Source organism: Cutibacterium porci, assembly GCF_009696315.1.
Taxonomy (GTDB): domain Bacteria; phylum Actinomycetota; class Actinomycetes; order Propionibacteriales; family Propionibacteriaceae; genus Cutibacterium; species Cutibacterium porci.
Genome location: NZ_VUMG01000002.1, coordinates 342,334 through 356,171, shown reverse-complemented (window position 1 = coordinate 356,171; position 13,838 = coordinate 342,334). Strand labels below are relative to the sequence as shown.

The following is a 13,838-nucleotide window of genomic DNA, read 5'->3' as shown; positions in this document are numbered from 1 at the left end:
AATCAGGCCCACTTGGGCCGTAGCGATCTCACTTTACGACAGTGATTACTGGTGTGCTCGTCGTGACGTTGTCGGCAGGGATGCCTGTGACGCTGGAGTAATCGAAGCCATTTGTCACTAAGACAGGAGTGATCTTGGAGTATCCGGCATCGTCAATGACAACTGGGTCAAAGACGACAAGGGGCTCCCCAGCTCTGAGGTGATCTCCGGCTTTGACCTTAACGTCGAACCCCTTTCCGCCGAGTTCGACGGTGTCGATGCCGACGTGAATGAGGAGTTCGACACCTGAGTCCAGCTTGAGGCCGAAGGCGTGGCCAGAATCAGGAGCAGTGACGACGGTGGCGTCAGCTGGGCAGACAACCGTGTTTGTAGTCGGTTCAATAGCGATGCCATCACCGACGACCCCGGTGGAGAAAACTGGATCTGGGATCGCGGAAATCGGCACGGCACGTCCTTGCAAGGGGGAAGTGATGGTGACGTCCTCAGAGGAGACCTTAGCTGAGGTGGGGGCTTCAGCTGTCGGCTCGGTGGAAGCGACTGTGCGCGGCGTGGCGGACACTGCCGGTGCCTCGGGAGCCCTGGCTTGACGCCGACGGGCCTTAGCCTCAGCTTTATGCTCGTCGTCGCGGTAGTCGCGCACGATAACCAGAGCCATAGCAGTGAAGAACGAGGCCGCGATGGCCACCGCGTATAGGCCGATGTTATCGAAAGCCGGGATCGTCAGCAGTGAGGTGAAGACGAAGGCTGGGGTCCGTAGACCGCCACCGGCACCGATGATGACACCGCCAACGAGGCAGCCAGCCAGCATAGAAGGGTAAATCTTTTTGTAGCGTAAGTGGATGCCGTAAAGGCTGGGTTCGGAAATGCCACCGAGCAGGCCGGCAGCTAGGGCGCCGGTGGCAGTTTGACGCATCGTCACATCCTTGTCGCGTACTGACAAGAAAAGAACGCCTGCCGTGGCGCCAAAACAGGCGAAGTTCCAGGCACCCATGGGCCCCTGAATGTAGTCGTAACCGAGGGTCTGGATATTAAGTAGCATTACAGCGTTGAGTGGCCAATGCAGACCCAACGGCACCATAAAGGGGTAGAGCAGCGGAATGAGGACAGCGAAGATGAAGGGGCTAACATCATTGACTGCTTTCAGACCATTGGCGAGTCCAGCGCCGGCGTAGACGCCGAGCGGGCCGATGAGAAAAGCCGTCAATGGGATCATGATGAGCATCGTCAAGAAAGGTACAAAGATCATCTGAACATTGGGGGAAATGATCTTTTTCAGCCACTTGTATAGCGGAGCCAAGATAGCGGCCATGATGAGGGGAGGAAATACCTGTGAGCCATAGTTAAATATCGTCAGTGGCAAACCGAACACGTTGACGACGTTGACCGTGAATCCGCCGAGAGTGAGCGGATGGGCAGCTTTGCCGAGCTCGGTGAATCCGGGCAGCATGACAACAGCCATCACAGAGAATCCGACCCACGGGTCAGCGTTGAGACGCTTGGTGGCGTTATAAGCGACCAACAATGGCAGGAAGTAAAAGACGCATTGCCAGGCGAGGTTCACGAACTGCCAGCTTGGGGATAGCGTGACCCGCGAGTCAGCCCAGTTACCGATGACACCCATGGATCCCATGAGGGCCATAAAGGTGATAAATAGCGAGGCTCCGAGCAGAGCGCCCATGATGGGACGGAAGGAGTCTGAAAGGTACTCGAAGAGGTTGTCGAGCCATGAGAATTTGCCCCGGGGACCTTTGGAACGGTGCTCAGCTTTGACGTCGGCGTCAGAGCGGTGCTCTCCGTCAGACGACAGCTCCTTCATGGCAGGCAGGTCCATGATGTCGTTGTAGACACCGGCGACGGCGCCTCCAATGACGATCTGGTACCGGTTTCCGGACTGGGGAACGGCTCCCATGACGCCGGGGATTGATTCGACGTTGGTCTTGTCGATAGGCGAGGAATCGCGAAGTTGGAACCTCAGCCGAGTAGCGCAGTGGGTGAGTCCGACGATGTTGTCGGGCCCGCCCACGGCATCTACGATCTGGGACGCGGGTGATGACATATTGTGTGGTCCTCCTGTGATACCGCCGTCCTGAAGACAGCGAGCTAGAAGTGTAATCGCCTTTGGGTGCTGAAAGCACGCCGGGGTATATCCCGTTTGCGGTAGTGACGTGGCGGTCACAGGTCACCAGACATCGGGCGTTCACTCGGGCGCCGGTCGACGCCGAGTGTTACGAACCGGCTGCCTTACACGGGGAATCCGTTCTCGGTAGCCCGAGGTGTGCGGTCAGACAATATGGCCGTGATGCGTCGAGCCGATAGCGCCGTGACGTGGTCGGCCAGGTGGTCCGGCTCAGCCCAGTGGAGGTGGCCGATCTCTGCGTCAGCGGGGTGCATGAGACTGGCGAGGTTCGCGTCAACCACGCCAGCGTCATAGATGAATTCAATGGCGTCGGACCATCCCAGCGCAGGAGGCATCCAATCAATGAGGGTCGGTGTGCCGGGAATGTCCAGGGTGATGCCTAGCTCTTCCAGACATTCCCGGACGGCTCCGGCATGCGGAGACTCTATGGGTTCGACGACGCCACCGGGCAGTTCCCAGTCCGGCTTATACGTCGTTTCGCACATCAGTACCCGTCCAGCGCCATCGCGGATGAGAACATGGGAAATGACCCGTTTGGTGGGGAGGACAGAATCGAGCATGCCGGTGTGGCCGGTGCGGGTATAGATCTCGTCGGTTGCCAGCCGGGAATAGACGTACTCATCTACCCAACCGTTTCCGCGCACTCGCGCTTGCCGCAGCCGACCCTCGCGACGGTAACCGGCACGATGCAAAGCGCGGACGACGTCCCCGTCGTCGACAGCTACGCGAGCCTCGAGCCGCCGCACGTCATGGCCAATGATGGCGTCATCAGAAGCCAGCGAGATGGCGCGTGTCAGACCTTCCGGGTAGGGCGGATCATCAAGGAGCAGACGGCCAATATCACCCATCACCTCAACCTGGATCCTGAAATCCTCGAAACCGGACTCGTCATCGACCACGAATTACTCCTCGATCATTGCATGCCCGGATCGCCGGGCAGGGCAGCGGTTGCCGATGGATCGTGACGCAGCCATATCGATCCCATCGGTGGAACACACACCGTGGCAACCGCGGGGAACCGATCGGGAACTGGCAGCGGGGTAGCGATGATCTGGCCGAGGTTGCCGAACTCGCCAGTGCCGTCGTATTCCAGGGAGTCGGTATTGAGGATCTCTGTCCAAACCCCCTCCATCGGTAGGCCGACGCGATAGTCGGTTTGCGGGTTGGGGGAGAAGTTCGTGAAGCAGGCAATCGTCGATCCGTCCTCGGACCGACGCAGCCAGGAAAACAGATTATTGCCGGCGTCGTCGGCGTTGATCCATTCGAATCCGCGCGGATCGCTATCGAGCTGCCACAGCGCAGGGTTGTCTTTGTAAATCTTATTGAGGTCTCGGAAGAGGCGTTTGAGACCGCCATGTCCCCACAGGTCGGCGACAAACCACTCTAGGCTCACCGATTCGTCGAACTCGTGACGTTGACCAAACTCCTGGCCCATGAACACTAGTTGCTTACCGGGGAAGGACCACATGTACGAGTAGAAAGCTCGCAGCGATGCAAACTGCTGCCAGTCGTCACCATGGATCTTGGTAATCATGGACCCCTTGCCATGCACGACCTCGTCGTGGCTAATCGGCAAGATGAAGTTCTCGGAGTATTGGTAGACCATCGCGAAGGTCATCTCGCCATGGTGGTATTGGCGATGGAACGGGTTAAGCTCCATGTACCGCAGCGAGTCGTTCATCCAGCCCATATTCCACTTGAACCCGAATCCCAGTCCGCCGTGATCGACGGGCTTGGTGACGCCAGGGAAACTAGTGGATTCCTCCGCGATCATGAGGATGCCGGGATAACGCGAATACAGGTGCGAGTTGACATAGCGCAGGAAGTCGATGGCCTCAAGGTTCTCCCGACCGCCATACTTGTTGGGCACCCACTGGCCCTCTGCACGGGAGTAGTCCAGATACAGCATTGAGGCGACGGCATCAACGCGCAGACCATCAACGTGGAATTCGCTTACCCAGTAAAGCGCATTCGAGACGAGGAAAGATATCACCTCGTTGCGACCGTAGTTGAAAATGTACGTGCCCCAGTCCATATGCTCGCCCTGGCGAGGATCGGCGTGCTCGTAAAGCGCGGTGCCGTCGAATCGGCCTAATGCCCAATCGTCCTTCGGAAAATGGCCCGGAACCCAGTCCATGATGACGCCGATACCGGCCTGATGCAGCTTATCGATGAGGTAGCGCAGGTCGTCGGGAGATCCGTAACGGCTAGTGGGAGAAAAGTACCCGGTGACTTGGTAACCCCAGGAGGGCGAGAACGGGTGTTCGGCCAACGGCATGAACTCGACATGGGTGTATCCCTGCCAGGTGACGTAGCTCACTAACTCGTCAGCCAGGTCACGGTAGCTCAAACCGTGCCGCCAGCCACCCAGATGGACTTCGTAGACACTCATCGGTTCGGCATGTGCGTGGGACGCCTCACGACGGGCAATCCACTCGTCGTCATTCCACTCATAGTGAGTTTCAGTGACAATGGACGCATTGTGTGGAGCCTGTTCGCTATAGCGTGCCATCGGGTCAACTTTTTCGTGCCACGTGCCCGACTGGTCCTGAATGCGGAACTTGTAGAGCGTTCCCTCCCCGACACCTTCAACGAAGATGCCCCAGACCCCAGATCCTGGGATGAGGCGCATCTGGTCGCCGGTCCACCAGTTGAAGTCGGATATGACTTCAACTGCCTGGGCGTTTGGAGCCCAGACCGCGAATCGGGTGCCGGTAATCGGGCCACGCTCATCGTCGTCGATGGTGACAACGTGGGATCCAAGCCTCTTCCACACCTCCGTATCCCCACCAGAATGGAACCCCTCGAGGTCCCAGCCGGTGAGCCCTCCGAACTCATCGTGAGCCATGTCGTCCTCCTGGCATGTCGTTGGTGTGGGTGTCCGTTTGATGTTCTGACCGGAATCTGCGAATAATCCTGGGTATTGTCAATCTTGCCGCATTGCACGGATGGCCGACAGTGGAATGTCCACCCACGTCGGCCGGTTGAGGGTTTCGTAGACGGCTTCGTAGCTAGCCTTGTCGGCCTCGTATGCGGCTAGCACGTCGCGTTCATCGGGGTTTGGCCAGCCGTAGCCGGTCAAGAACGCCTCACTGGCGTGGCGTGCCCAAGCGAGGGTCTCTGGTGCTGTCGGCCTGGCATGAGCCGAGGTGGCGTAAGACAACGACCTCATCATCCCGGCGACATCACGCCAACGGGAGTCCGGAAGCTGTCGCTCGGCAAGGGTTTTGAGGGGTTCGCCTTCGAAGTCGATGATCCGCCAACCATGAGGCGTCAGCAGGGTTTGGCCGAGGTGAAAGTCGCCATGAATGCGCTGGGCTGGTAGACGGCGTCCGCGCAGCTTCTCAAACCGAGCTGCCAGAGTGTCCCGATAAGGAGCCAGTTCCGGTGCGGTGGTCACGGCGGCATCGAGGCGACGTACCATATCGTCGGCCACGCGGGTCCCGTCAATGTCAGTGGTGCTAAAGGTCTGCCGTAGCGCCTCATGGATGGTTCGCAAGCATCGTCCCAGCTCAGCGACAAGGTCGCTGACATCAACGAGGTCGGCTGCCTTGTCAGTGACGAGCTCCCAGCCATCGTGGGGTTGCGGAAAACGTTCAATGATCATGGCGAGGTCTGTCGCCAGGTTTTGCTCAGCGGGGATCTGCCCGCTGATATAGCCATACAGCGTGGCTACTGACGAGACCTCAGCGTCGTTGAGCGCGGCATGGACAGTAATGTCAAGGTTGTTGCCGGGCTCTAGACGACGGAACATTTTGATGATTATGGCATCGCCTACCAGGATCGACGTGTTCGACTGTTCGCCGCCAAAACGCTTGGCGGACCGCACCGGCTCAGGAGTCGCTCGACGGCGATGTAGCTGCCACGAGTCATCGGCGGCGACAGGAGTACCTTCGAGGATGGCACGAGCCCATGCGATAAGTGCGGGTCCATCTTCCGTGGCGTCGGTGACGGTGAAAGGTCGACCGTCGATGGCAACTTCAGCGATACCGGCGACGCTTCCTGGCCGCAATGCCAACAGCAACTGGTAATACTCGTCGGCGGCGTCCGGATAACCAACGCGAGCGATGACGGGAAGTACTTTCAGGTCGTGCTCATCGACGACGGGAGCTAATGGCATCAGCCTCGTCAGAATCCCAGACCGACCTTTTCCCGAAAACCATCGTGCGTCGCTGATGTGGTTCCAGACGCGCTCGGTGAGGGTGGCGTCGTCCCAACCGGTCATGATCTCTCCTCACCAGACATCTGCAGCCACCGATAGCCATACGGCCACAACGGCACAGTCAGCTTTCCGTCTGCCCTGACCGGTTGCGCGTCCTGACCGTGGATGAGGGAAGAACCGGCCACGCCCGCGAATTGCGGAAGATGAAGGTCGACTGTCCGCTCAGTATCAGAGAGGTTGGCCAGGCACAAGATTGTTTCATGCTCATTGTGACGCAGAAAGGACAGCACAGCCGTGTCTTCTCCACCGAGATCGGTGAACTCGCCCGTGCCAAAAACGGGGTGACGGCGACGGATGCCGAGCATGGCCCGGGTCCACACCAGCAGAGAAGACGGATCATCCATTTGGCGGGCGACATTGACGTGTTCGGGGTCGTGACCGAAAGTGTGGATGAGAGGTAGATGGAAGTCCTCGGGAAGGGCAGTCGAGAAACCGGCTGTTTCCGAATCGTCCCACTGCATTGGAGTGCGCACGCCATCACGGTCAGGCAGCCAAGGATCGTCACCCATTCCTATCTCATCGCCGTAGTACAGCACTGGTGAGCCGGGCAGGGACAGCAACATGGCATTAAGGAGCCGAATCCTCGCATCGTCGTTATCGACAAGGGGGCTCAAGCGACGGCGGATTCCCAGGTTGCAGCGCCATCGAGGCTCGGGAGCATACTCCTGCCACATGTATTGACGCTCTTCTTCGGTCACCATTTCGAGGGTGAGCTCGTCATGATTGCGCAGGAAGGTTCCCCACTGGCAGCCCTGTGGGATCTGCGGGGTGTTGGCAAGGATCTCACTGATGCACTCGCGTGAACCGCGGCGCAGTCCCATATATAGCCGGGGCATGACGGGAAAATGGAAGGCCATCTGGCATTCGTCACCATCGCCAAAATACTCGACGACGTCGTCAGGCCACTGATTAGCTTCACAAAGCAGGATGCGACCTGGATACTCCTCGTCGACCATGGTACGCAGTTGTTTGAGAATCTTGTGAGTGCCTGGCAGGTTCTCGCAGTTCGTGCCCTCAGCTTCGATGAGGTATGGGACGGCGTCGAGCCGGAACCCGTCAATGCCCAAGTCCATCCAGAAACGGACGGCGTCAAGCATCTCTTCCATTACCCTGGGCTCTTCGAAGTTGAGGTCAGGTTGGTGATGGAAGAAACGGTGCCAATAGAATTGCTTTCGCTCAGAATCCCAGGACCAGTTTGAGTCCTCGGTGTCGCAAAAAATGATGCGCGCGTCTGGGTAGGCGTCGTCGGTATCCGACCATACGTAGTAATTCCCGTAGGGGCCATCAGGATCGGCGCGTGAGGACTGGAACCACGGATGGGAATCGGAGGTGTGGTTCATGACGAAGTCGATGATGACGCGGAGGCCACGGTCGTGGGCGGCGTCGAGAAACACCTTAAAGTCTTCGATGGTGCCCAACTCTTCACGAATCCAACGGTAATCGCGGATGTCGTAACCACCGTCATGCAGCGGAGAGTCATAAAAGGGTGGTAACCACAGGCAGTCGACCCCGAGCCATTGCAGGTAGTCGAGCTTTTCCGTCAACCCCTTAAAATCACCAATACCATCGCCGTTGGAGTCCTTAAAAGATCGCACCAGAACTTCATAAAAGACGGCGGTACGGAACCATTCGGTCTCGCTGCGATCGATGGAACCGATTGGGTGGATCTCGTCGAGCCTGGCCTGCAACTGGGCCGAGGTCAGTCCGAGGGCCCCAGTAGGGGCAAGAGTCTCAGGGATCTCCTCAGCTGGAGTATAGGAGGAATGGGTCATCGGGCGTTCTTTCGCACGTGCAAGATATGGGCGGGCTGAGCGGGGTAGAGCCGGACGAAGGCTTGCCGAGTCCACGTGAAGTCAGCCCCTGTGAGCTCATCGTGGACGGTAAAGGTGTCGTCATGATCGAGGCCGAGCGCAGCCATATCCAGCATGATCTGGGACTCAACACCCCAGACCGGATCCAAGGAGATCACGACGATGACGACGTCGTCTCCCGCCTTCTTTGAGAACACAAAAACGTTGTCATGCGGGGCATGATGGATTGTGGTGTCACGCAACTGCTGCAGCGCCGGATGAGCCCTCCGGATCTCATTGAGACGAGTGACAAGCAATGTGATGTTCGGATCTGATTCGTAATTGCGGGGCCGGTATTCGTACTTCTCGGAGTGTGCGTACTCCTCGCGTCCGGGAAGTGGTTCATGCTCGCAGATCTCAAACCCGGAGTACATGCCCCACGAGGGGCTCATGGTCGCGGCAAGAATAGCGCGGATAGCGAAGCCTGCCGGGTTTCCGTCATTGAGATAAATCGGGTTGATATCGGGGGTATTGACGAAAAAATTGGGACGGTAAAAGTGCGAGGTCTGGTGAGAGACTTCGTCGAGATAAGCTTCGAGCTCCCATTTAGCAGTGCGCCACGTGAAGTATGAGTATCCCTGTTGGAAACCGGCTTTGGCCAGCGCGGCCATCATTTCGGGGCGGGTGAAAGCTTCTGCTAAGAAGATGACTCCGGGGTGACGACGGTGAACTTGCTCCATTAACCAAGCCCAGAAATTCACGGGCTTGGTATGTGGGTTGTCGACACGGAAGATCGTCACACCGTGAGAAATCCACAACTCTAATAGCCGCAGGCACTCGTGGTAAATGCCGTCAGGGTCGTTATCGAAGTTGATCGGGTAAATGTCCTGATACTTCTTAGGAGGATTCTCCGCATAGGCAATCGTGCCGTCAACGCGGGTTGTGAACCACTCCGGGTGTTGTTGCACCCACGGATGATCGGGGGAAGCCTGCAGCGCGAAGTCCAGGGCGACCTCCATCCCTAGGTCATGGGCGTGAGCTACGAAGCGGTCGAAGTCGTCGAAAGTACCGAGGTCGGGGTGAATCGCATCATGGCCGCCATCGGAGGAGCCAATGGCCCACGGCGAGCCCGGATCGTCCGGGCCAGTAGTCAAGGTGTTGTCCTTACCTTTGCGGAATGCCGTGCCGATGGGATGGATGGGTGGTAAATAAACGACATCAAATCCCATCGCTGCGGCGGCATCCAGACGCTCCCACGAGGAATCAAAGGTGCCAGATACCCACTGACCATCCACGCCGATATGGGCACCCTGGGAGCGGGGAAAGAACTCATACCATGATCCGTACAGAGCTCGGCGCCTCTCCACCCGCAGCGGGGTTGGGTTGGTGGGCGAGGTCAGCGTGCGGGGGGCATGGGTGCGCATGGCCTGGCAGAACGCGAAGACGTTGATAACCTGCCGCAGCGAGTCAGGGGCACGATCAGCGGTGAGGGTGGCGTCGGCCTCACGTAGAGCACTAAGCGATGTGGTGTCACAGAGTTTTTCAGCGTGCGCAACGGCCTCACTGATGAGGGCATGTCCCTCGGCGCACACGAGATCAACGTCAATGCCGGCCGCGAGCTTGGCGTCAGCGTTGTGGTGCCATGTACTCCAGGTGTCTGACCAGCCCTCAACATGCATGGTCCAGTCGCCCTCGACGTCAGCATGGACTCGTGCAGTCCATATATCGAGCCCCCATGGCTCAATTTGGTGCATGTCAGTGACATGGCGGTTGCCGCTCGGATCGGTGAGGACGACGCTCGCCCCGACGGCGTCATGGCCCTCGCGAAAAACGTTTGCGGTGACCTCGAACTCTTCGTCGACGACCGAGTAGGTGGGCAGACGGCCACCTTCGACCTCGGGACGAACATTATGGACTGGAATGCGGCCAAATCCCCGCAGCGGCGGGCGTCCAGGGGAATCAATAGCGCCCGTAGCATCGACGAAATCCTCGTCACCAGAGTCAGCAGCGTGGCGCGGTGCCATTGGTGATGGGTCAGGGCCAGACACGATCCCAGAGGAATCGGTGGGGTCAGGAGAAGCCACCTGCTCGGGTAACGGTTGCGGGGCAGGCAAAACCGCCTCCACCTCGTCGTCGAAACCCGTGTCGTCGTGACGGCGATCTCGCCTGTTGATCCTCCACACGCGTCACAGGCTACCGTGGCCGGTTCCAACACGTCATCGGACGGGTCGATGCCTGTGCGCTTGGCGCGTAATGGCGCGGTTACGCCGCATGGGACGCCTGCATGACGACGACGCACCTACTCGGCAACGTGACCGATAGTCCAGCCGGAACCGCCTCGTCGGGAATTTCCCCAGGTAGGGCTGTCGAGGCGACCACCCGCCACGACTGCCCCCACCGAGCAGTCGGTAAAACGATCTCGATCGGGTGGTCCCCGGCGTGGAACCAGATGAGGAAGGCCTCACTGTCGTCACTTGTGTACATACCAAGGGTGCGACGGCCTTCGTCGTGCCAATCATTGTTCACCATTTCTCCGCCGTGGCCGGAGAACCATGCCAGATCAGCGCGGCGCGGGCGTGACCCGTTAATGTCACCGACCGGGTCATGATGCCGATAGATCGATGGGCGAAGGACAGGGTGTTCGCGACGCAGCGCTGTGATCGTCGTGACGAGGTCGGTCACATCCGACCACGATTCGGCGTCGTCCCAGTCCATCCACGAGATGGGGGAGTCCTGGCAGTAAGCATTGTTATTGCCGTGTTGCGTGCGTCCCATCTCGTCACCGGCAGTAATCATTGGTACGCCGGTAGCTAACAGCAAGGTAGCAACCAAGTTGCGCACCTGACGATGCCGCAACATCACGATGGACTGGTCAGTGGTTTCACCTTCCCAGCCACAGTTCCAGGACCGGTTGTCATTGGACCCGTCATGGTTGTCCTCACCGTTGTCTTGGTTGTGCTTCATGTCGTAGGTAACCAGGTCACGCATCGTGAAGCCGTCGTGAGCAGTAACGAAGTTAATGCTGGAAGTCGGCTGACCGTACAGGTCCGGCGACCCGCATAACCTCGTTGCCAACTCCTCGACGCCGCTGACGGCACCACGCCAAAAATCACGGACGTAGTTGCGGAAGCGGTCGTTCCATTCACTCCATTTCGGACCCCATGCGCCCACTTGGTAGCCATACGGGCCGAGGTCCCACGGTTCAGCAATGTGCTTAACCGTCCTGAGGACCGGATCGTCGACGAGAGCTTGCTTAAACGGGTGATTCTGATCGACCCCATGAGACGCGTCACGGATGAGGGTAGTAGCAAGGTCGTAACGGAACCCGTCGACACCCATTTCGGTGACCCAGTACCGCAACGAGTCGAGAACCATGGTGAGCACCTCTGGGCGAGAGGTATCCACAGAATTGCCACAGCCGGTGACGTCGTAGTCATTGCGGTGATCGTTGGTGAGTCGGTAATAGGACTGGTGGTCAATGCCACGGAACGACAAGGTCGGTCCTTCGTGCCCGCCCTCACCAGTGTGGTTATAGACGACGTCCAATATGACTTCGATGCCAGCTTCATGGAAGGACGTCACCATGTCCTTGAACTCACGTACCTGGTCTCCCATGGACCCAACAGAGCAGTAAGCGGCGTGTGGCGCAAAAAATCCAAGAGTGTTGTAACCCCAGTAATTGGACAGCCCACGACCAACAACAAATGGCTCAGAGACGAATTGCTGGACGGGTAGTAACTCGATGGCCGTGACTCCGATCGACGTGAGGTGGTCGATGACAGCCGGATACGCAAGCCCCGCATATGTGCCTCGCAGATGCTCTGGAACGAGGGGATGTAGGCGGGTATAGCCCTTGACGTGAGTCTCGTAAATTACGGACTCGCTGATGTCGTGGCGATGTGCAATGGGAGTAGGTGGCTCAGAAGCCTCAATAACGACGGCGAGCGGGACCGATGTCGCATCGTCAGTCGGGTCGGGGTCGTAGTTGGACTCGGGCGTGTGATCCATGATCGGGCCGTGATAGTCGACTCCCGCTGTGATGGCTCTGGCGTAGGGGTCAAGCAGCAGTTTGGCGGGATTGAACCTCATGCCGCGATCAGGATCCCACGGTCCATGCACTCGATAGCCATAGCGTTGACCAGCCTGGACGCCCGGAACCTCGATGGTCCATACACCGTGCTCGTCTTTGACCATGTCATGGTTGACCTGTGACCCGTCATCTGCCACGCGTGCCAACTCGACACGTTCGGCGCGAGGTGCCCATAATCCAAAGCGGCAGCTGCCGTTGACGAGGGTCGAACCCAAGGCGCTGGTGTCGAATGACGCCGTGTTGGTGTCGGTCACAGTAGAGGCCTTTCGTCGGGGATAATGGCCGCAACGTCAGTGGGCCGGCGAGACAGTTTAGCCTGAGTTGGCCGTTGCGTTCGCAAGGGCGATGATGCGCAGTCCATGCCTTGTCATAGGGCGGTAACGTCGAGAAGTCGCCAGGAAGGACAGGTATGTCGCAGCCAAAGCCCGGATCAGTACATCACGATCGTGCCTATTTCGACCACGCGGCGACGTCTCCGCTGCGCCCCGAAGCCCTCGAGGCAATGACAGGTGACGTGCCCGGTAATCCCGGTGCTATTCACGGTTCCGGGCGTGCTGCTCGGGCACTTTTGGAAGACGCTCGCGAGGAGATCGCCAACCTCCTCGGAGTCGCTCCACTCGAGATTGTGTTCACTAGTGGGGGAACCGAATCGGACATGCTTGCAGTGATGGGGGCTGTTCGTGACCGTCACGCCCTTGTCTCCGCCGTCGAACATCCCGCTGTCGGAGGTCTCACGTCCCCGTGGCTACTCGGTCAGCGATGTGAGTTGTTGCCAGTAGACCACGCTGGACGCGTTGATCCCACTGATGTGGGCGCACATTCGGGCAGCCTTGACGTCGTATCCGTCATGGCTGTGAATAATGAAACCGGGGTGTGTCAGCCGATATCGCAGGTCGCTGAGGCTGCCCATCGAGCCGGCGCACTCATGCATACAGACGCCGTACAGGCTCTCGGGCACATCCCCGTCGACCTCGACGCATGGGGGGCAGACCTCGCGTCTTTCAGCGCCCACAAGATTGGTGGTCCGGTCGGGATCGGAGCACTCTGGGTGAAACGAGGGGTCGACGTACATCCGGTGTCTCCGGGGGGCGGCCAACAATACGGCATTCGATCAGGAACGCAGACAGTGGCGTTGGCGCGCGGTTTCGCCGCAGCGCTACAGGCATGCATCGATGAATTCGCCACCATGACGGCCCGCTGGCGATCATTGAGGCAACGCATCATCGCGTGGTGCCAACAACAGCCCGGTGTGACCGTTGACGACGCACCCATGACCAGCCCGTCAATCATCCATCTCAGTATTGCCGGCGCTCGAGGGACTGACATCGTCATGCTGGCCGACCGCGATGGCATTGACCTCTCCGCCGGTTCGGCCTGTCACGCCGGGGTATCGCGCCCTTCCCCAACAATGCTTGCCATGGGACGGACCGATGATGTTGCATCGTCAGGGGTAAGGATTTCGATGGGGTACACGACGACCAACTCCGATATTGACCGTCTGCTCACAGTCTTGCCCGTAGCGATAAACAAGGCAAGCGGAGCGCGATAAATCGGGGCAACGCCGTATTATCGAAGCTCGTCTGGATTATCGAAGCTCGT

8 protein-coding genes are annotated in these 13,838 nt (G+C 58.8%); 1 reads left to right on the top strand and 7 read right to left on the bottom strand.

What is annotated here, in order from left to right; translation table 11 throughout:
- Positions 1–28: 28 nt before the first annotated feature.
- From FYJ43_RS05585 to glgX, 7 genes are all read right to left on the bottom strand, one after another.
- On the bottom strand, positions 29–2,056 hold the full coding sequence (locus tag FYJ43_RS05585) for a glucose PTS transporter subunit IIA (RefSeq protein ID WP_154562777.1): 2,028 nt from the start codon (positions 2,054–2,056) through the stop codon (positions 29–31).
- 185 nt (positions 2,057–2,241) lie between these two features.
- A complete protein-coding gene (locus FYJ43_RS05580; protein ID WP_326833374.1) occupies positions 2,242–3,036 on the bottom strand; it encodes an NUDIX hydrolase in 795 nt (264 codons plus the stop codon).
- Between the two features lie 14 nt (positions 3,037–3,050).
- Positions 3,051–4,985 carry a 1,4-alpha-glucan branching protein GlgB gene (gene glgB / locus FYJ43_RS05575; protein WP_154562775.1) on the bottom strand — a complete coding sequence of 645 codons (1,935 nt, stop codon included), beginning with the start codon at positions 4,983–4,985 and terminating at the stop codon, positions 3,051–3,053.
- A 78-nt stretch (positions 4,986–5,063) separates the two neighbouring features.
- Positions 5,064–6,362, bottom strand: coding sequence for a phosphotransferase (locus FYJ43_RS05570; protein WP_154562773.1), 1,299 nt, complete (start codon positions 6,360–6,362; stop codon positions 5,064–5,066).
- The gene (treS, locus tag FYJ43_RS05565; RefSeq protein ID WP_154562771.1) at positions 6,359–8,131 is read right to left on the bottom strand and encodes a maltose alpha-D-glucosyltransferase; all 1,773 of its coding nucleotides are present in this window, start codon (positions 8,129–8,131) and stop codon (positions 6,359–6,361) included. The genes FYJ43_RS05570 and treS overlap by 4 nt, the downstream gene beginning before the upstream one ends.
- Positions 8,128–10,332, bottom strand: a complete 2,205-nt coding sequence (locus FYJ43_RS05560) for an alpha-1,4-glucan--maltose-1-phosphate maltosyltransferase (protein WP_326833373.1) — start codon at positions 10,330–10,332, stop codon at positions 8,128–8,130. Before FYJ43_RS05560 ends, treS begins: the two co-directional genes overlap by 4 nt.
- 79 nt (positions 10,333–10,411) lie before the next feature.
- Positions 10,412–12,493, bottom strand: coding sequence for a glycogen debranching protein GlgX (gene glgX, locus FYJ43_RS05555; protein ID WP_326833372.1), 2,082 nt, complete (start codon positions 12,491–12,493; stop codon positions 10,412–10,414).
- Positions 12,494–12,648: 155 nt separating this feature from the next.
- Here glgX and FYJ43_RS05550 point away from each other — a divergent pair, with 155 nt between their 5' ends.
- On the top strand, positions 12,649–13,788 hold the full coding sequence (locus tag FYJ43_RS05550) for a cysteine desulfurase family protein (RefSeq protein WP_154562769.1): 1,140 nt from the start codon (positions 12,649–12,651) through the stop codon (positions 13,786–13,788).
- Positions 13,789–13,838 lie beyond the last annotated feature (50 nt).

Bases quoted from the DNA above. Each gene is read 5' to 3' on its own strand.
- FYJ43_RS05585 (WP_154562777.1), bottom strand. From the start codon at position 2,056: ATGTCATCACCCGCGTCCCAGATCGTAGATGCCGTGGGCGGGCCCGAC.
- glgB (WP_154562775.1), bottom strand. From the start codon at position 4,985: ATGGCTCACGATGAGTTCGGAGGGCTCACCGGCTGGGACCTCGAGGGG.
- FYJ43_RS05570 (WP_154562773.1), bottom strand. From the start codon at position 6,362: ATGACCGGTTGGGACGACGCCACCCTCACCGAGCGCGTCTGGAACCAC.
- treS (WP_154562771.1), bottom strand. From the start codon at position 8,131: ATGACCCATTCCTCCTATACTCCAGCTGAGGAGATCCCTGAGACTCTT.
- FYJ43_RS05550 (WP_154562769.1), top strand. From the start codon at position 12,649: ATGTCGCAGCCAAAGCCCGGATCAGTACATCACGATCGTGCCTATTTC.